Source organism: Streptomyces sp. NPDC015144, from assembly GCF_043079735.1.
Classification (GTDB): Bacteria; Actinomycetota; Actinomycetes; order Streptomycetales; family Streptomycetaceae; genus Streptomyces.
In genome coordinates, this window is sequence record NZ_JBIBUU010000008.1 from 215,137 (window position 1) to 232,820 (window position 17,684).

16 protein-coding genes are annotated in these 17,684 nt (G+C 72.4%); 12 read left to right on the top strand and 4 right to left on the bottom strand.

Going from position 1 to position 17,684, the window contains the following annotated elements:
* Positions 1 to 34: 34 nt before the first annotated feature.
* Both ACF08W_RS16640 and ACF08W_RS16645 read left to right on the top strand, forming a co-directional pair.
* Entirely contained in the window at positions 35 to 1,141 is a 1,107-nt protein-coding gene (locus tag ACF08W_RS16640; protein ID WP_392279665.1) for a calcium:proton antiporter, read from the top strand.
* A gap of 48 nt (positions 1,142 to 1,189) precedes the next feature.
* Complete coding sequence (locus tag ACF08W_RS16645; protein WP_385212344.1) at positions 1,190 to 2,701, top strand: acyl-CoA synthetase; 1,512 nt, start codon at positions 1,190 to 1,192, stop codon at positions 2,699 to 2,701.
* Positions 2,702 to 2,882: 181 nt separating this feature from the next.
* On the opposite strand, the gene ACF08W_RS16650 is transcribed toward ACF08W_RS16645, so the two are convergent.
* A complete protein-coding gene (locus ACF08W_RS16650) occupies positions 2,883 to 3,923 on the bottom strand; it encodes an RNA ligase family protein (protein ID WP_392279666.1) in 1,041 nt (346 codons plus the stop codon).
* A gap of 121 nt (positions 3,924 to 4,044) precedes the next feature.
* Between ACF08W_RS16650 and ACF08W_RS16655 the strand changes: the two genes are divergently transcribed.
* Entirely contained in the window at positions 4,045 to 4,503 is a 459-nt protein-coding gene (locus tag ACF08W_RS16655; RefSeq protein WP_392279667.1) for a hypothetical protein, read from the top strand.
* 163 nt (positions 4,504 to 4,666) lie between these two features.
* Positions 4,667 to 6,277 (top strand): Flp family type IVb pilin, encoded by a 1,611-nt coding sequence (locus ACF08W_RS16660; RefSeq protein WP_392279668.1) that lies wholly within the window; start codon positions 4,667 to 4,669, stop codon positions 6,275 to 6,277.
* A 28-nt stretch (positions 6,278 to 6,305) separates the two neighbouring features.
* Here ACF08W_RS16660 and paaK read toward each other — a convergent pair whose 3' ends face one another.
* On the bottom strand, positions 6,306 to 7,595 hold the full coding sequence (gene paaK / locus ACF08W_RS16665) for a phenylacetate--CoA ligase PaaK (protein WP_392279669.1): 1,290 nt from the start codon (positions 7,593 to 7,595) through the stop codon (positions 6,306 to 6,308).
* 171 nt (positions 7,596 to 7,766) lie between these two features.
* Here paaK and ACF08W_RS16670 point away from each other — a divergent pair, with 171 nt between their 5' ends.
* The gene (locus tag ACF08W_RS16670; RefSeq protein ID WP_392279670.1) at positions 7,767 to 9,290 is read left to right on the top strand and encodes an alpha/beta fold hydrolase; all 1,524 of its coding nucleotides are present in this window, start codon (positions 7,767 to 7,769) and stop codon (positions 9,288 to 9,290) included.
* Positions 9,291 to 9,315: 25 nt separating this feature from the next.
* Here the strand turns inward: ACF08W_RS16670 and ACF08W_RS16675 are convergent, their stop codons facing one another.
* On the bottom strand, positions 9,316 to 10,944 hold the full coding sequence (locus tag ACF08W_RS16675; protein ID WP_392279671.1) for an FAD-dependent oxidoreductase: 1,629 nt from the start codon (positions 10,942 to 10,944) through the stop codon (positions 9,316 to 9,318).
* Positions 10,945 to 11,209: 265 nt separating this feature from the next.
* On the opposite strand from ACF08W_RS16675, the gene ACF08W_RS16680 reads away from it, so the two are divergent.
* The 7 genes from ACF08W_RS16680 (at position 11,210) to ACF08W_RS16710 (ending at position 16,514) form a co-directional block, all read left to right on the top strand.
* Positions 11,210 to 12,325, top strand: coding sequence for a SchA/CurD-like domain-containing protein (locus tag ACF08W_RS16680; RefSeq protein ID WP_385212332.1), 1,116 nt, complete (start codon positions 11,210 to 11,212; stop codon positions 12,323 to 12,325).
* A 78-nt stretch (positions 12,326 to 12,403) separates the two neighbouring features.
* A complete protein-coding gene (locus ACF08W_RS16685; protein ID WP_352278795.1) occupies positions 12,404 to 12,838 on the top strand; it encodes a cupin domain-containing protein in 435 nt (144 codons plus the stop codon).
* Positions 12,835 to 14,103: a beta-ketoacyl-[acyl-carrier-protein] synthase family protein gene (locus ACF08W_RS16690; protein ID WP_352278793.1), complete on the top strand. Its 1,269-nt coding sequence runs from the start codon at positions 12,835 to 12,837 to the stop codon at positions 14,101 to 14,103. Before ACF08W_RS16685 ends, ACF08W_RS16690 begins: the two co-directional genes overlap by 4 nt.
* A complete protein-coding gene (locus ACF08W_RS16695; RefSeq protein WP_352278792.1) occupies positions 14,100 to 15,350 on the top strand; it encodes a ketosynthase chain-length factor in 1,251 nt (416 codons plus the stop codon). The genes ACF08W_RS16690 and ACF08W_RS16695 overlap by 4 nt, the downstream gene beginning before the upstream one ends.
* Positions 15,351 to 15,365: 15 nt before the next feature.
* Positions 15,366 to 15,623, top strand: a complete 258-nt coding sequence (locus ACF08W_RS16700; protein WP_352278791.1) for an acyl carrier protein — start codon at positions 15,366 to 15,368, stop codon at positions 15,621 to 15,623.
* Between the two features lie 3 nt (positions 15,624 to 15,626).
* Positions 15,627 to 16,106, top strand: coding sequence for an SRPBCC family protein (locus ACF08W_RS16705; RefSeq protein ID WP_385212327.1), 480 nt, complete (start codon positions 15,627 to 15,629; stop codon positions 16,104 to 16,106).
* Positions 16,107 to 16,181: 75 nt separating this feature from the next.
* The gene (locus ACF08W_RS16710; RefSeq protein WP_352278788.1) at positions 16,182 to 16,514 is read left to right on the top strand and encodes a TcmI family type II polyketide cyclase; all 333 of its coding nucleotides are present in this window, start codon (positions 16,182 to 16,184) and stop codon (positions 16,512 to 16,514) included.
* 65 nt (positions 16,515 to 16,579) lie between these two features.
* Here ACF08W_RS16710 and ACF08W_RS16715 read toward each other — a convergent pair whose 3' ends face one another.
* The gene (locus ACF08W_RS16715; RefSeq protein WP_392279672.1) at positions 16,580 to 17,656 is read right to left on the bottom strand and encodes a methyltransferase; all 1,077 of its coding nucleotides are present in this window, start codon (positions 17,654 to 17,656) and stop codon (positions 16,580 to 16,582) included.
* Positions 17,657 to 17,684 lie beyond the last annotated feature (28 nt).

Sequence of the window (17,684 nt, forward strand, 5' to 3'; positions counted from 1 at the left end):
GCGGCCGTACCGGGGCTCTGGCAGGGTGAGGCCCATGAACGCGCGCACCACGGTCCGGGCACTGTCGACCCAGTGGACGGTGGCCGTTCCGGTTCTCGCCGCACTCGCGCTGGTGTTCAGCTGGGGCCGGGAACTGCCCACGTTCGCGGTCGTCGTGGTCGCGCTCTGCCTGGCCGGTGCCGTCCTGGCCGCCGTGCACCACGCCGAGGTCATCGCCCACCGGGTCGGGGAGCCGTTCGGCTCGCTCGTGCTGGCCGTCGCCGTCACCGTGATCGAAGTGGCCCTCATCGTCACCCTGATGGCCGACGGCGGCCCCAAGACGACCGCACTGGCCCGCGACACCGTCTTCGCCGCCGTGATGATCACCTGCAACGGAATCGTCGGACTGTCCCTGCTCGTCGGAGCGGTCCGCTCCCGCGTCGTCGTCTTCAACGCCGAGGGATCCGGGGCCGCCCTCGCCACCGTCGCCACCCTGGCCACGCTGAGCCTCGTCCTGCCGACCTTCACCATCGGCAAACCCGGCCCCGAGTTCTCCAGCGCCCAACTGACCTTCGCCGCCGTCGCCTCGCTCCTCCTGTACGGGCTCTTCGTCGCCGTCCAGACCGTCCGGCACCGCGAGTACTTCCTGCCCCTCACCCCGGAGGGCGCGCTGAAACCGGACGAGAACCACGCACCACTGCCCGGCCGGGGCGCCACCCTCCTCAGCGTGGTGATGCTGCTGGTCGCACTCGTCGCGGTCGTCGGCGACGCCAAGTCCGTCTCCCCGACCATCGAGTCCGGGGTGGAGGCGGCCGGCATGCCGCAGGCGGTCGTCGGCGTCGTCATCGCCCTGCTGGTCCTGCTGCCGGAGACCCTCGCGGCGGTACGGGCGGCCCGCCGCGAGCGCGTCCAGACCAGCCTCAACCTCGCCCTCGGCTCGGCGATGGCCAGCATCGGCCTGACCATCCCGGCCATCGCCCTCGCCTCGATCTGGCTCCACGGCCCGCTCCACCTCGGCCTCGGCGCCACCCACATGGTGCTGCTCGTCCTCACCGTGGTGGTCGGCGCGCTGACCGTCGTCCCGGGACGGGCCACCCTGCTCCAGGGCGGCGTCCATCTGTCGATCTTCGCCGCCTTCGTCTTCCTCGCGATCAGCCCCTGACCGTCCCGAACCCTTGACCAGCGGGTTCCGGCCGCACAGGATCACGCCATGACAGGTGTACGGAGCAGCACAGTCGACGGAGTCCTGGCGCGCAGCGCCCGGCGCACCCCGGAACGGACCGCACTGCGGTACGCCGACCGGTCGTGGAGCTACGCCGCACTCGACGCGGCGGTCAGCACGGCGGCCGCCGTCCTCACCGAGGAGCACGGACTGCGCCCGGGCGACCGGGTCGCCTGCTACGCGCACAACTCCGACGCCTACCTGATCGGCTTCCTCGGCTGCGCCCGCGCCGGGCTCGTCCACGTACCGGTCAACCAGAACCTCACCGGGGGCGACCTCGCGTACCTCCTCGAACAGTCCGGCAGCACCCTGGTCCTCACCGACCCGGACCTCACCGGCCGGGTCCCCGGCACCTTCCCGGTCCGCCCGCTGCGCGACGCCCCCGACTCCCTCCTGGCGGCCACCGCCGTACCGCGCCCCTTCGCCCCGGAGCGCGGACCGGCCGCGGGCGACCTCGTGCAGCTGCTCTACACCTCCGGCACCACCGCGCTGCCCAAGGGCGCGATGATGACGCACGGCGCCCTCGTCCACGAGTACGTCAGCGCGATCACCGCACTCGACCTCAAGGCCACCGACCGGCCCGTGCACGCCCTGCCGCTCTACCACTCCGCGCAGATGCACGTCTTCCTGATGCCGTACCTCGCCGTCGGGGCGGAGAGCATCGTCCTCGACGCGCCCGACGCGGACCGGATCCTCGAACTCGTCGAGACCGGGCGGGCGGACAGCGTCTTCGCCCCGCCGACCGTCTGGATCGGCATCTCCCGCCACCCCGGCTTCACCACCCGTGACCTCGGCGGGCTGCGCAAGGCGTACTACGGCGCGTCGATCATGCCCGTACCGGTCCTGGAGCGGCTCCGCGAACGGCTGCCCGCGCTCGCCTTCTACAACTGCTTCGGGCAGAGCGAGATCGGCCCGCTCGCCACCGTCCTCGGACCGGACGAGCACGAGGGCCGGATGGACTCCTGCGGCCGCCCCGTCCTCTTCGTCGAGGCCCGGGTCGTCGGCGAGGACGGCCGGGAGGTGCCCGACGGCACCCCCGGCGAAGTGGTCTACCGCTCGCCCCAGCTGTGCGACGGCTACTGGGACAAGCCCGAGGAGACCGCGGCGGCCTTCCGTGACGGCTGGTTCCACTCCGGCGACCTCGCGGTGCGCGACGCGGACGGCTACTTCACCGTCGTCGACCGGGTGAAGGACGTCATCAACTCCGGCGGCGTCCTGGTCGCCTCCCGGGAGGTCGAGGACGCCCTCTACACCCACCCCGCGGTCGCCGAGGCGGCTGTCGTCGGCCTGCCCGACGAACGCTGGATCGAGGCGGTCACCGCCGTCGTCGTGCTGCGCGGCGAGGCGACGGCCGACGAACTCATCGGCCACGCCCGCGAGCGGCTCGCCCACTTCAAGGCCCCGAAACGGATCCGCTTCGTGGACGAACTGCCGCGCAACGCCAGCGGGAAGATCCTCAAGCGGGAACTGCGCGACCGGTTCGCCGAGGAGGCACGGTGAGAGCGGCACGGGCCGATGCCGGAGCGACCCGCTTCCCAGGAGCGGAGGTCGGACGCGACGGACGGGGACGAAGCCGCCCCGTACGGCGTCCGGGGCCCCACCGAGGCCGTGTGCGCCCCGGTTCCCGGAGCCGCGAGGGCCGCTGATCGGGGCGCCGCGCGCCGGGACGCGATGTGCCCGGTCACGCCCGCCCGGGGCCGGCGGCGGACCGGTCCTCGGCGTCGAACGCGGCCAGGGCGCGGACCCCCGGTCCCAGGGCACGCCCCAGGGCGTGCAGGAGCGGCTCCTCCAAGCCGCCCAGGGCCTCGGAGAGTTCCTCGGAGACGTCCCGTGCGATCTCCTCCGCCACCGCGTCCACGGAGGTCCGGGGGCCGAGCTTGCTCACCGCGGCGGCCGCCCGGGCGGGGGTGAGCAGTGACGACGCCTGGACCAGGAGCCAGGCGGGAACCCCCGCCGCGCCCTGTGGCGGCACCAGATAGGGCCGGGCGCCGTCGAAGCGCGCATCCTCGGCGAACGCCTTCTGCTTCACCTTCACCACCGGGCGGGCCCCGGCACCGTCCGGGCCCGCCTCCGGCCACTCGGCCGCGGGCTTGAGGACGTACCCCTCGGCCAGGTTCTCCGCCAGCTCGGGAAGGCCGAACAGGGTCGGGGCGCGGGTGGGGAAGGCGCAGGGCAGCTCCTGGAGTCGGTTCAGCGCGCCCCGGCCGACCACGGGTATGCAGACGAGTCCGGCGTCGGCCGCGGTCCGCCGCAGCTCCCGGTCGGAGAGCCACCACCGGCCCCCGCCCGTCTCGACCGAGGCGTCGAACGGCAGCCACCGCGGCGTCGGCGCGTACCAGACCCCGGTCTGCACCGGTTCGACCCCCGCGACGGCGGGGACGTCCGGGTGCGGGTAGCGGCCGCCGGCGAGCTCCCCGTAGACCGTCACCACCGCGTCCCCGCCCCACGCGGCGCGCGTCGCGGAGGCGAAGCGGGCCGCGGCCACCGACAGTTCCGGCCAGATCCTGCTGACGCCGAAGAAGCCGTCGAGCGCGTCGTCGCCCAGGGGCTCGCGCCGCTTCGCCGGGCGGGTCCCGGCACCGTCGCAGACCACCGCGAAATGCGCCCCGTGGACCTTCTCCACCGCGATCCACTCGCGGACCCCGGACAGGCCGAGCCGCTGCTTGGCGGAGATCTTCGGATAGGGCCGCAGGGCGGGGCCCGTTGACGTCGTGTCGGACACACCGGGAATTGTGGCCACGCGGTCCGAACCCGGGCAACCGGGATTCGCCGGGGGTGGGGCAGCGGGCTCGAAGTCCGCCAACTCGCGTGAGTGCGAAGCGACTTGTGCTGGAATCGGGGGCATGAGTGAGCGCGGAGAAGGTACGGGGGAAGTGGCCCCGGGGGAGTCGGAACCCGGAGTCCGGTTGTCCGCCGAGGCGCAGCGGCTGCGCGACGAGGCGCGGAAGGGAATCCGGCTCGCCGACCGGCGGGCCAGGCTCTGGGCGGTCATCGATGTCGTCCTGGGCTTTCCCGCCGCCCTGCTCGCCGCCGTGTCCGGTGCGGCGGGACTGGCCACGGCGGACGCGCGTGTTCCCGCGGCGCTGCTGGCCCTGGTGTCCGCTGGGCTGTCGGCAGGGGCCGGATTCCTGCGGAGCGACGACCGGCGGGTGGCCCACAAGCGGGCGCGGACGGCGTGGGCCGCCCTGGAGGGCGAGACCGTCGTCGTGCTGGCGGACGGACGGCTCGACGAGGAGGGGCTGCGCCGCCTGTTCGGACTGCGGCAGGCCGCGCTGGCGGCGTACGACGGCGACCCCGCCTGAACCGATCCCGGGACAGGCGCATCGCGGCGGCAGCCGACCCGGCGGTCTGGGTCCATGGGCGGGCCCCCGGACCCTACCCGTGGGCCCCGGTGCCGCCGCTACGGTTCTGGTCCCGGCAGGCATACGGCCCCGGTGACGCGAGTGATCCACGACGAGGTGACGCGTGAAACGCAGTGACCGCACACGCCTGGACATGCGCGCGAGCGCGGGGCAGACGGCGATCGAGTACCTGGCCCTGCTGGGGACCGTCGTCGCCGTGATCGGCGCCGTGACCGCCGCGACCATCGGGAGCGACGTCTCCCGCATCACGCACGCCCAGGTCTGCCGCATCAGCGTGGCCGTGGGCGGAGGGGGCGGCGACTGCCTCGACGACAACGATGTCAAACGTGAGGGCGGGCCGCCGCAAGCCGGAGAGCCCGGCGAAACCGGCACCCTTCGCACCGGGGCCGGTGACCTCGGTGCCCCGCTCGTCAGGAAGGCCGCCGGAAAGGACCCCGGCAAGACGGTGAACGCGCTCCCCGACCTGTGCTTCGAGCCCCGGGAATCGCAGTCCTCGGTCTCCGTCCCCGGCAGCGGCGTCCTCGGCAACGCCGCCGCCTGGGGGTACTCGTGGCTGGTCAACCTCGTCATCGACAAGATCGACAACGAGAAGAACAAGGAGAAGCGGGTCAAGCTGGCGCTCGAAGACCTCGCCTACTGCCTCCCCGACTACAACATCGTCATCGCGCAGCCGCACGAGGGCAATCTGCAGCAGATGGACGGCACGGCGCTGATCGAGACGGTGCAGATCAGCGGTACCACGTACCGGGTGTACGCCTTCAGGACCGGTACGTTCACCTGGGCGGACGGCGCCGACCTCGGCTGGAAGAACCGCGCCTTCCAGGGGTACTTCGACGTCAGCGACGACCGACGCACCGTCACCTTCCGGGAACCGCCCCGCCCCAAGCGCAAGGAGGGCTGGAAACCCGGCGACGAGGGCTGCCAGGTCGAGGGGCAGGAGCCGCCCGACCGGAGCCGGTACTACAACACGTACTCCCCGCTGGACAACGAGGGGTCGACGCAGGCGGTACGGATGCTGGTGAACGACATGCGCCGCTGCTACCCCGACTACAACGTGGTCGCGATGCACTCCGAACAGGCATCGCACTGGGTCGAGAAACCGGACTCGTTCGTGCACCACGGCAGGTACCGGCTCAACTCCAGCGAGTACCACGACACCGAGAGCGGGGACGACATCGCCTCCGGCCGGGCCGTGTTCGACCTCTACGTCTTCGACAAGGGCACGTTCAGCAACGACGGCGACGGCGGCTACACCAACTGGGCCTTCTACGGCGACTTCACCCGGGACGGCTCGAAGGTCGCCTTCGACAAGCCGGAACCCGCCGACCTGAACGCCGACTCCACCGCGACCGGATCGGGCACGGTCAACTTCGACGACGGCTCGCCGAAGTACACGGGCGGCGGCCCCTACCCCGGCACCGACTACTCCGGAAAGGTGCCCCGCGACCGGGCCGAACTCGCCCATTCGCTGATCGACGAGTACGGCCGCGGCTTCCCCGGCAAGAACATCATCGTGGCGAAGTCGTTCGACGACCTCTCCTTCACCGGGGTGTCCGGCCTCGAACACCTCGCGGTGGTGGACGGATTCGACGTGTTCGCCCTCGACAGCGGCACCATCACCAACAAGGGGGACGGCGGCTGGAAGAACTGGGGCTTCACCGGCGCCTTCGACTACGCGGCGGACGGCAAGGAGGTCACCTTCTCCCCCCGCTGAACCGTCGGTCCGGTGAAACGGGCGCCCCCTACCGCTCCCCGCGCTCGTCCACGATCCGGCGGAACTTGCCGACCGACCGCTCCAGCGTCTCCGGATCGACGATCTCGACCCCGACCGACACCCCGATCCCGTCCTTGACGGCCGCCGCGATCGACGCCGCGGCGGCCGTCCGCTGCTCCGGAGCGGCCTGGGCCCGCGCCTCCGCCCGGACGGTCAGTACGTCGAGGCGGCCCTCACGGGTCAGCCGCAGCTGGAAGTGGGGCGACACCCCCGGCGTACGCAGCACGATCTCCTCGATCTGCGTCGGATAGAGGTTCACCCCGCGCAGGATCACCAGGTCGTCGCTGCGCCCGGTCACCTTCTCCATCCGCCGGAACACCCGGGCGGTGCCCGGCAGCAGCCGGGTCAGGTCCCGGGTGCGGTAGCGGATCACCGGCATCGCCTCCTTGGTGAGCGAGGTGAGGACCAGTTCACCCTCCTCGCCCTCGGGCAGCACCTCGCCGGTGAACGGATCGACCACCTCGGGATAGAAGTGGTCCTCCCAGATGTGCAGCCCGTCCTTGGTCTCGACGCACTCCTGCGCCACCCCGGGGCCCATCACCTCGGAGAGGCCGTAGATGTCGACCGCGTCGATCGCGAACCGCTCCTCGATCTCGCGCCGCATCTCCTGCGTCCACGGCTCGGCACCGAAGATCCCGACCCGCAGCGAGGTGGACCGGGGATCGACACCCTGCCGCTCGAACTCGTCGAGCAGCGTCAGCATGTACGACGGGGTCACCATGATGATCTCGGGGCGGAAGTCCTGGATCAGCTGGACCTGGCGGGCGGTCATCCCCCCGGAGGCCGGGACGACCGTGCAGCCGAGCCGCTCCGCCCCGTAGTGCGCGCCGAGCCCGCCGGTGAACAGCCCGTACCCGTAGGCCACATGGACCTTCATCCCGGGGCGCCCGCCGGCGGCCCGGATCGAGCGGGCCACCACATCGGCCCAGATGTCCAGGTCGCGGTCGGTGTAGCCGACGACGGTCGGGCGGCCCGTGGTGCCGCTGGAGGCATGGATGCGCCGGACGCGCTCCTCGGGGACGGCGAACATCCCGAAGGGGTAGTTGTCCCGCAGATCGGCCTTGGTCGTGAAGGGGAAACGGGCGAGATCGGCGAGGGTGCGGCAGTCCTCCGGGCGCAGCCCGGCGCGGTCGAAGGCGGCGCGGTAGTGTCCGACGTTCTCGTACGCGTGGCGCAGCGTGGCCCGCAGCCGCTCCAGCTGGAGCGCCGCCAGTTCGTCCCGGCCCAGTCGTTCCGCCTCGTCCAGCAGCGACGCCATCGGGATCTCCCTCCTCCGAGCAACGACCGATCATTCGGTCGATCTTTCGGTAGCAGTAATTCAGTTCGGTCCGCCGGATGGCAAGAGGCGCGTAGACACCGATCGGGGCCGGTACTTCGCTCATACCGAACAGGGCCGCACGGACCGGCCGGTCCTGTTTGGATGGCGGGCATGCCGATCTTCCACGCATATGACGGGACCGAACTCTCCTACCGCCTCCTGGGCGAGGGCGCGGCGCTGATCTGCCTGCCGGGCGGGCCGATGCGGGCGGGCGCGTACCTGGGAGACCTCGGCGGGCTCGCCGCCCGCCGCCGGCTCGTGGTGCCGGACCTGCGCGGCTCCGGGGACTCCGCGGTGCCGGACGATCCGTCGACGTACCGCTGCGACCGGCTGGTCGACGACGTCGAGGCGCTGCGCGAACACCTCGGCGAGGAGCGCGTCGACCTGCTGGCCCACTCCGCCGCCGGCAACCTCGCCGCCCTGTACGCGGCCCGCCATCCGGGGCGGCTGCGCACCCTGACGCTCGTCACGCCCGGCACCGTGGCGGTGGGCATCGAGGTCACCGAACAGGACTGGTACGAGGCGAGCGAACTGCGGCGCGACGAGCCCTGGTACCCGCGGGCGCGGGCCGCCCTGGACGACTTCCTGGCGGGCGACGCGCCCGACGAGGTCCGGGCCGCCGTCGCCCCGTTCGCCTACGGGCGGTGGGACGAGGCCGCCCGCGCCCACGCCGCCGCCGGGCCCGGGCTGACCAATGCCGCCGCGGCCGCCCACTTCTACGCGGACGGCGCCTTCGACCCGCCCGCCACCCGGGCCGCGCTGGGCGAGGTCGCCGTACCGGTCCTGGTCCTCGCGGGGGAGTACGACGCGGGCCCCACCCCGGACCGCGCCGCCGAACTGGTCGCCCTCTTCCCCGACGCCGAGTTCGTCGTCCAGCGCGGCGCGGCGCACTTTCCCTGGCTGGACGACCCGGGCGCCTTCGTCCGCACGGTGGAGGCCTTCCTCGACCCCGACGTACGCAGTGTGCACGCCGGAGGGACCCGGCTCGCCTACCGGGTGTGGGGGAGGCCGTCGGCGCCGCCCGTCGTGCTCGTCCACGGCCGGGGCGACGACAGCCGCACCTGGACCGGGATCGCCGAGAGCCTCGCGGCGGAGCACCGGGTGTACGCCTTCGACTTCCGGGGGCACGGGCTCAGCGACTGGCCGGGGCGCTACTCCTTCGAGCTGTTCCGGGACGATCTGCACGCCTTCCTGGAGGCCCGCAACCTGGCCGGGGCCACCGTCGTCGGGCACTCCATGGGCGGTGCGGCCGCCCTTCTGCTCGCGCAGCGGGAGCCGGGGCTGATCGGGCGGCTCGTCCTGGAGGAGGCGCCACCGCCGTTCCCGCTCGACCCGCCGCGCGCCCCCGCCGTACGGCCCGAGGGGGAGCTGCCGTACGACTGGCCCGTGGTCCCGTCGACCGACGCCCAGCTGAACGCACCGGACCCCGGCGTGCGGGACCGGCTCGGGGAGATCACCGCCCCGACCCTCGTCCTCGGCGGCGGCCCCGCCAGCCATGTCGACCAGGAACGGCTGGTCTGGCTGGCGGGGCGGATACCGGACGGCCGGTTCCGCACCGTCGACGCCGGTCATCTCATCCACACCGAACGCCCCGGTGCCTTCCTCGCGGCACTGAAGGAGTTCGGCCTGTCCTGAGCCGACGGCGGGCGGCGGGGGCGGGTCAGGCGCGGTCGAGCAGCGAGGTGAGGACCTCGTACAGGGTCTGCTCGGCGTCCGCCACCGGGCCCGCCGACCGCCAGGCCACGAAGGCGTCGGGACGCACCAGCACCGCGCCCCCGCGCGTCGTCCCGTGCGCCTCGGCCCAGTCTGCGCCGCCCTCCGGCTCCAGATCGGAGCCCGGGCCGATGCCGTACGCGGGCAGCCGTACCGTGAGCCGGGCCGCGACCCGTTCCGCCGCCCGGCGCCACTCCGTGTCCTCACCGTCCGTGAGCAGCACCAGTGTCTGCTCGTACAGATCGAGCGTGGACTTGCGCTCCCCGCCCTGACGGACCCACAGATGCGGAGCACGACTACCTGGTTCACCGTTCAACCGCACGCCCTGCGGGACCACCGGCTGCTCGGGGTCGACCCCCAGCACCGCGCCCCGCGTGTAGCGGTAGCCCAGCGCCACGCTCAGCATGCCGCCCTTGCGGCCGCCGCCCGCCGTCGGCGCCGCCTCGTACCCCGGGTGGCTGTGCTCGCCGGAGCGCGCCGACGCCCGCGCGCTCGTCGCCCGCGCCACCGGCAGCCGCTCCGCCTCGTAGCTGTCCAGGAGCCCCGGACCCGCCTCGCCCTTCAGGACGGCCGCCAGCTTCCACGCCAGGTTGTGCGCGTCCTGGATGCCGGTGTTGGAGCCGAACGCCCCGGTGGGGGACATCTCGTGCGCCGAGTCGCCGGCGAGGAAGACCCGCCCGGAGGAGTACCGCTCGGCGACCCGCTCGGCGGCGTGCCACGGCGCCTTTCCGGTGATCTCGATGTCCAGATGCGGCGCGCCCACCGCCGTCCGGATGTGCCGGGCGCACCGTTCGTCGGTGAAGTCCTCCAGGGTTTCACCGAGTTCGGGCTTCCACGGCGCGTGGAAGACCCAGTCGCGCTTGTTGTCGACCGGCAACAGGGCACCGTCCGCGTCGGGGTTGGTCAGGTAGCAGACGATGAAGCGCCGGTCGCCCAGCACATCGGCCAGACGCAGCGAGCGGAAGGTGATGCTGACGTTGTGGAAGAGGTCCCCGGGCCCCGTCCGGCCGATGCGCAGCTGGTCGCGGATGGGGCTGCGCGGCCCGTCGGCCGCGACGAGGTAGTCCGCGCGGACACTGATGTGCTCGCCGGTCTCCCGGTTCTTCAGCGCCGCGTGCACCCCGGAGGGGTCCTGGTCGAAGCTCTGCATCTCGGTCGAGAACCGAAGATCACCGCCCTGCCTGCGGGCCTGCTCCAGCAGCACCGGCTCCAGGTCGTTCTGGCTGCACAGGCACCAGCCGGTCGGGCTGAAGCGGGCGATGCCGCCGCCCGGGTCGATCTCCTTGAACAGCCACTCCTGGTCGTCCCCGGTCAGCGAACCGGCTTGCAGGATGCCGTGGTTGTCGGCGAGCACGGTGGCCGCCCGGCGGATGCCCTCCTCGGCGCCCGCCGTGCGGAACACCTCCATCGTGCGGACGTTGTTGCCGCGGCCGCGCGGGTGTGTCGAGGTGGCCCGGTGCTTCTCGACCAGCAGGTGTTCGATCCCGAGCCGGCCGAGAAAGAGTGATGTGGACAGGCCCACCAGGGAGCCGCCCACGATGAGGACCGGTACGCGAATGTCGACGTTCTCGTTCATCAGTTGCTCCTGCTCCAACGCCGTTCGGATGCATTGTTCAATGCCCTGGTGAGAGCGGTTCGGACGGCTGCTCACCTGAACGGTTCATAAATCTCGCGCCACCCGGACCAGCGTTTCACGATCGGTCACGGAGACGATGCCCGCGGCCCTGACGCGGATCACGCACGTTCGCCGGGAGAGACCCCGCTCCGGAAAACCACTCGCCACCCGACGGCCGGCGGCAGGCCACCCTGCCCGCCGGACCGTCTCGAAGGAGTTCGCAAAGATGACCACCACCCTCTCGGAACGGATCTCCCAGTCGGCCTTCGACGGCTCCCGACTCCGCGTCGTACTCCTTCTGGACCTCTACGACGGGGCCCAGAAGGAGTTCCTGGAGGCGTACGAGCACATGCGCAACCAGGTCGCATCCGTCCCCGGGCACCTCAGCGACCAGCTCTGCCAGTCCATCGAGAACCCCTCGCAGTGGCTGATCACCAGCGAGTGGGAGAGCGCGCCCCCCTTCCTCGCCTGGGTCAACAGCGAGGAGCACGTCGCCACCGTCCAGCCGCTGCACAACTGCGTGCGCGACACCCGGTCGCTGCGGTTCAGCGTCCTGCGGGAGACCGGGAAGGCGTTCGAGATGGCGCCCGAGGCGGCCAAGGGCCGTCTCCAGGCGGCCCCGCGCCTGGGCGACGGAGTGGTGCGGCACGCGCTCACCTTCACCGTCCGCCCCGGCACCGAGGACGTCGTGGCGAAGATCCTCGCCGACTACGAGTCCCCGCAGGCCCGGGTCGACGCGGAGACCCGGCTGCGCCGCACCTCGCTCTTCATGCACGGCAACCGCGTCGTGCGGGCCGTCGAGGTCGAGGGCGACCTGCTCGCCGCGCTCCGCCACGTCGCCCGGCAGCCCGAGGTCCGGGCCGTCGAGGAGGCGATCAACCCGTACCTGGAGCAGGACCGGGACCTCAGCGACCCGGACTCCGCCCGGATGTTCTTCACCCGGGCGGCGCTCCCCACCGTCCACCACGTGACCGCCGGCCGGCACCGGGCGCAGGACGTGCGCCGCCACGCCCTCTTCTACCAGGCCAAGGAGGGCTGCGGCATGGCCCTCGCCCGCCTCCTCGCCGAACAGGACGAGGAGGCCGCCGAGAACCCGGCGAGCATCGTCGAGAGCAGCACCATCTTCCAGCGCGACGACGTCGTCGTCCGCCTCCTCGAAGCGGTAGGCCCGATCGAGGACCAGGCCGCCCAGGTCGTGGGCGTCGACGGCACCGGCAAGGAAGCCAGGCTCGGACGGCTCCTCGACGGCGACGCCGTGCCCACCGACGGCCCGGGGCTCGCCCGCTTCCTCAAGGAGTCCGAGATGACCCTGATCACGGACCGGCAGGCCATGGAGTCCTGAACCGCGCATCAACGCCCCCTGGGGGGTTCTCGCTCGACCCGTCGACACCACACGCAATGCGCCAGGAGGAGAACAGACATGACCACGCACCGGCCACGCATCGTGGACCTCAGTGAGACGCAGCCCAACCGCAGGCGCGGCGGCGATCTCCGTGCCATGCTCACGCCCACCGCGGTCGGGGCCACCAGCGGCTTCATGGGGCTGGCGATCGTCCAGCCCGGCGAACGCATCGGCGAGCACTACCACCCGTACTCCGAGGAGTTCGTGTACGTGGTGAACGGCCTGCTCGAGGTGGACCTGGACGGCGAGCCGTACCGGATGAGCCCCGACCAGGGCCTGCTCATCCCGCCCTACATGCGCCACCGGTTCCGCAACGTGGGCGACATCGAGGCGCGGATGGTCTTCCATCTCGGCCCGCTCGCCCCGCGCCCGGAGCTCGGCCATGTCGACACCGAACACACCGGGTCCGACGACCGCGTAGCCCCGCCGGAACGAACGGAGGCCGCCTCATGACCCGCCGCGTGGCGGTCACCGGCGTCGGCGTCGTCGCCCCCGGCGGCATCGGCGCCCCCGCCTTCTGGGACCTCCTCGCCAACGGACGCACCGCGACCAGGGGCATCACGCTCTTCGACCCGACCGGCTTCCGGTCCCGGATCGCCGCCGAGTGCGACTTCGACCCGGCGGCCCACGGACTGGACGCCGACACCGTCGCGCGGCAGGACCGCTACGTCCAGTTCGCGATGGTGGCGGCCCGGGAGGCCCTCGCCGACGCGGGCCTGGACCCGGAGAAGGTGGACCCCTGGCGGATGGGGGTGTCGCTGGGCACCGCGGTCGGCGGCACCACCCGGCTGGAGCACGACTACGTCGCCGTCAGCGAACACGGCGCCCGCTGGGACGTCGACCACCAGAAGGCCGACCGCCATCTGGAACGGGCCTTCTCGCCCAGCACCCTGGCCTCGGCGGTGGCCGAGCAGGTCGGCGCGCACGGCCCGGTGCAGACCGTCTCCACGGGCTGCACCTCCGGCCTCGACGCGATCGGCTACGCCTTCCAGTCCGTCGAGGAGGGCCGTGTCGACATCTGCGTCGCCGGGGCGTCCGACTCGCCGATCACCCCGATCACCGTGGCGTGCTTCGACGCGATCAAGGCCACCTCGGCCAACAACGACGACGCCGAGCACGCCTCCCGGCCGTTCGACGCGCGCCGGGACGGCTTCGTGATGGGCGAGGGCGGCGCCGTCCTGGTCCTGGAGGAGCTGGAGCACGCCCGCGCCCGCGGCGCCACGGTCTACTGCGAGATCTCCGGCTACGCCACCTTCGGCAACGCCTACCACATGACCGGGCTCACCCCCGAGGGCCTGGAGATGGCCGAGGCGATCAACCGGGCCCTGGCCCACGCCCGGATGGACGGCTCGCGGATCGACTACGTCAACGCCCACGGCTCGGGCACCAAGCAGAACGACCGGCACGAGACGGCCGCCGTGAAGCGGGCCCTGGGCGCCCACGCCTTCGACATCCCGATGAGCTCGATCAAATCCATGGTCGGCCACTCGCTGGGAGCGATCGGAGCGATAGAGATCGCGGCCTGCGTACTCGCCCTGGTGCACCAGACGGTGCCGCCGACGGCGAACTACGAGACCCCCGACCCCGAATGCGACCTCGACTACGTGCCGCGTACCGCACGGCCCCTGAAGCTGCGCAGCGTCCTCTCGGTGGGCAGCGGATTCGGCGGGTTCCAGTCCGCGGTGGCCCTGACCCGGACAGGAGGGAGGACCCCATGAGCACCCGCAAGGCCCGGCGCACCGTCGTCACCGGCATCGGTGTGGTCGCCCCCAACGGCACCAACACCGAGGCCTTCTGGAAGCTGACCCACGAAGGCGTGAGCGTCCTGGACCGGGTCACCCGCGAGGGCTGCGAGCACCTGCCCCTGCGGGTCGCCGGCGAGGTACGGGGATTCGAACCGGCCGGACTGATCGAGGAGCGCTACCTCGTCCAGACCGACAAGTTCACCCACTTCGCGATGGCCGCCGCCGACATCGCGCTGGAGGACGCCCGGCTCGGCCGCGCCGACTACGAGGCCTCGCCCTTCGACGTGGGCGTGGTCACCGCGGCCGGATCGGGCGGCGGCGAGTTCGGCCAGCGTGAGCTCCAGCGGCTCTGGGGCCAGGGCTCCACCTACGTGGGCCCGTACCAGTCCATCGCCTGGTTCTACGCGGCCAGCACCGGCCAGATCTCCATCCGCGGCGGCTTCAAGGGGCCGTGCGCGGTGGTGGCCAGCGACGAGGCCGGCGGCCTGGACGCGCTGGCGCACGCCGCCCGCTCGATCCGCGGCGGCACCGCGGCGGTGGTGGTTGGCGCGGCCGAGGCCCCGCTGGCGCCGTACTCGGTCGTCTGCCAGCTCGGCTACGACGACCTCAGCACCGAGGAGGACCCGAGCCGCGCCTACCGGCCGTTCACCTCGGACGCCCGGGGCTTCGTCCCGGCCGAGGGCGGAGCCATGCTGGTGGTCGAGGAGGAGCGGTCGGCGCTCCGGCGCGGCGCCAAGGTCCGGGCCGAACTCGCCGGGCACGCCGCCACGTTCACCGGGGCGGGCCGGTGGGAGGAGTCCCGGGAGGGCCTCGCCCAGGCGATCATCGGCGCCCTGCGGGAGGCCGACTGCGCGCCCGAGGAGATCGACGTCGTCTTCGCGGACGCCCTCGGAGTACCGGCCGCCGACCGGGCCGAGGTGCTGGCGCTCGCCGACGCCCTCGGCGCGCACGGCAGCCGGGTGCCGGTGACGGCGCCCAAGACCGGGATCGGACGCGCCTACTGCGGGGCGCCCGTACTGGACGTGGCCGCCGCGGTGCTCTCGATGGAGAACGCGCTCATACCGCCCACGCCGAACGTCTTCGAGGTGTGCCACGACATCGACGTGGTGACCGGCAGCGCCCGCCCCGCCGAACTGCGCACGGCGCTGGTGCTCAGCCGGGGGCTCATGGGCTCGAACTCGGCGATGGTGCTGCGGCGCGTCACCGACCCCCGAACGTGACAAGGAGAAGTCCTGATGACCGACCGACTGACCTACACGGAACTCGCCGCGCTGATGAAGAAGGGCGCCGGGGTCACCGTGGACCCCCGCGACATGGAGCAGCGCCCCGGTTCGGCCTTCGACGAGTACGGCCTGGACTCGCTGGGCCTGCTCGGCATCGTCGGCGTGCTGGAGAACCGGCACGGCCGGGCGCTGCCGGCCGACGCCGACCGCTGCAAGACCCCACAGGAGTTCCTCGACCTCGTCAACAACAGCCTCATGACAGGAGCCTGAACCGTGCCCGGACACACCGAGAACGAGATCACCATCGCCGCCCCGCTCGACCTGGTCTGGGACGTGACCAACGACCTGGAGAACTGGCCGAGGCTGTTCAGCGAGTACGCCTCGGTCGAGATCATCGAGCGGGACGGGGACAGCACCACCTTCCGGCTGACGATGCACCCCGACGAGAACGGCAAGGTGTGGAGCTGGGTCTCCGAGCGGACCGTGGACCGCGCCACGCGCACCGTACGCGCCCGTCGCGTCGAACCCGGCCCGTTCCAGCACATGGACATCCGCTGGGCGTACACGGAGGTGCCCGGCGGGACCAGGATGCACTGGACCCAGGACTTCGCGATGCGCCCCGACGCGCCCGTGGACGACGACTGGATGACCGACAACATCAACCGGAACTCCAAGGTCCAGATGGAGCTGATCCGGGACAAGATCGAGCAGCGCGACCGGGAGCGCGGCACCGCCCCGGTCGGGGCCAACTGACCCGCCACCCGTCCGCGGTCCGCCGCCCCGCCGTCCGGCCGGGCGGCGGACCCGACCTCAGAAAGGCATCTCCCGATGCACCACGCCCTGATCGTCGCCCGGATGGCACCGGGCTCGGCGCCGGACATCGCCGAGCTGTTCGCCGCCTCGGACAGCACCGAACTGCCGCACCTGGTCGGCGTCACCCGGCGCAAGCTCTTCCAGTTCGGCGACGTGTACCTGCATCTGATCGAGTCCGAGAACCCGCCGGGGCCCGAGATCGCGAAGGTGACCGGGCACCCGGAGTTCAAGGCCATCAGCGACAAGCTCTCCGCGTACGTCAGCGCGTACGACCCGGAGACCTGGCGCGGCCCCAAGGACGCCATGGCCCACGAGTTCTACCGGTGGGAGCGCGCCGCCTCCGCGTGAGACCCGCCGCCACATGCCCCGGGCCCGGCCGAACGGCCGGGCCCGGGGCACGTGCGGTGGTCCGGTCAGTCCGGGACGACGCACTCGAACGCGTGGAGGTAGGGGTTGACCGGGACGACGTCCCCGATCAGCAGCCCGGCGTCGGAGATCCGGGTCACCAGGCTCTCCCGGGTGTGCTTGGCCCCGCCGACGTTGAGGAGCAGCAGCAGGTCCATCGCGGTGGTGAACCGCATCGACGGGGTGTCGTCGACCAGGTTCTCGATGATCACGACCCGGGCCCCCGGACGGGCCGCGGCGACGACGTTGCGCAGCGTCCGGCGGGTGCTGTCGTCGTCCCACTCCAGGATGTTCTTGATGATGTACAGGTCGGCCCGGACCGGGATCGCCTCCCGGCAGTCCCCGGCGACGATCCGGGTCCGGTCCACCAGCGGCCCCTGGTCCCGCAGCCGCGCGTCCGCCCTGGCCACCACGCCCGGCAGATCCATCAGGGTGCCGTGCAGGCCGGGGTGCTTCTCCAGCAGGCTCGCCACGACATGGCCCTGGCCGCCGCCGATGTCGGCGACCGACTCCACCCCGGTGAGGTCGAGGAGTTCGGCGACGTCCAGGGCGGACTGCACGCTGGAGGTGGTCATCGCCCGGTTGAAGACCTGCGCGGACTCGTGGGCGTCCTGGTGCAGATGGTCGAAGAACCCCTTGCCGTGCACGTCCTCGAAGACGCTCCGGCCGGTGCGCACCGCGTCGTCCAGGCGCGGCCACACGTCCCAGGTCCAGGGCTCGGTGCACCACAGCGAGATGTCGCGCAGGCTGTGCGGGTCGTCCTCGCGCAGCAGCCGGGACATCTCGGTGTGGGTGAAGCGCCCGTCCGGCTCCTCGGCGAAGATCCCGTAGCAGGCCAGGGCGCGCAGCAGCCGCCGCAGCGGGCCCGGCTCGACCTGCACCAGATCCGCGAGTTCCCGCGCCGTGGCCGGGGTCTCGCCCAGCGCGTCGGCGACGCGCAGCCGGGCGGCGGCGCGCACGGCCGCGGCTCTGGCCGCGCCGAAGACCAGCTCCCGCAGCTGCATCGCCGGCTGCGGCGGCGCGACGGGGTGCGGGAGGGAGGTGTGTACGGGGGTGGGGGCGGGGTTGGGGCTCACGGTGGTCATGCTGTCTCGCTTCTCCTCGTGCGGGGGT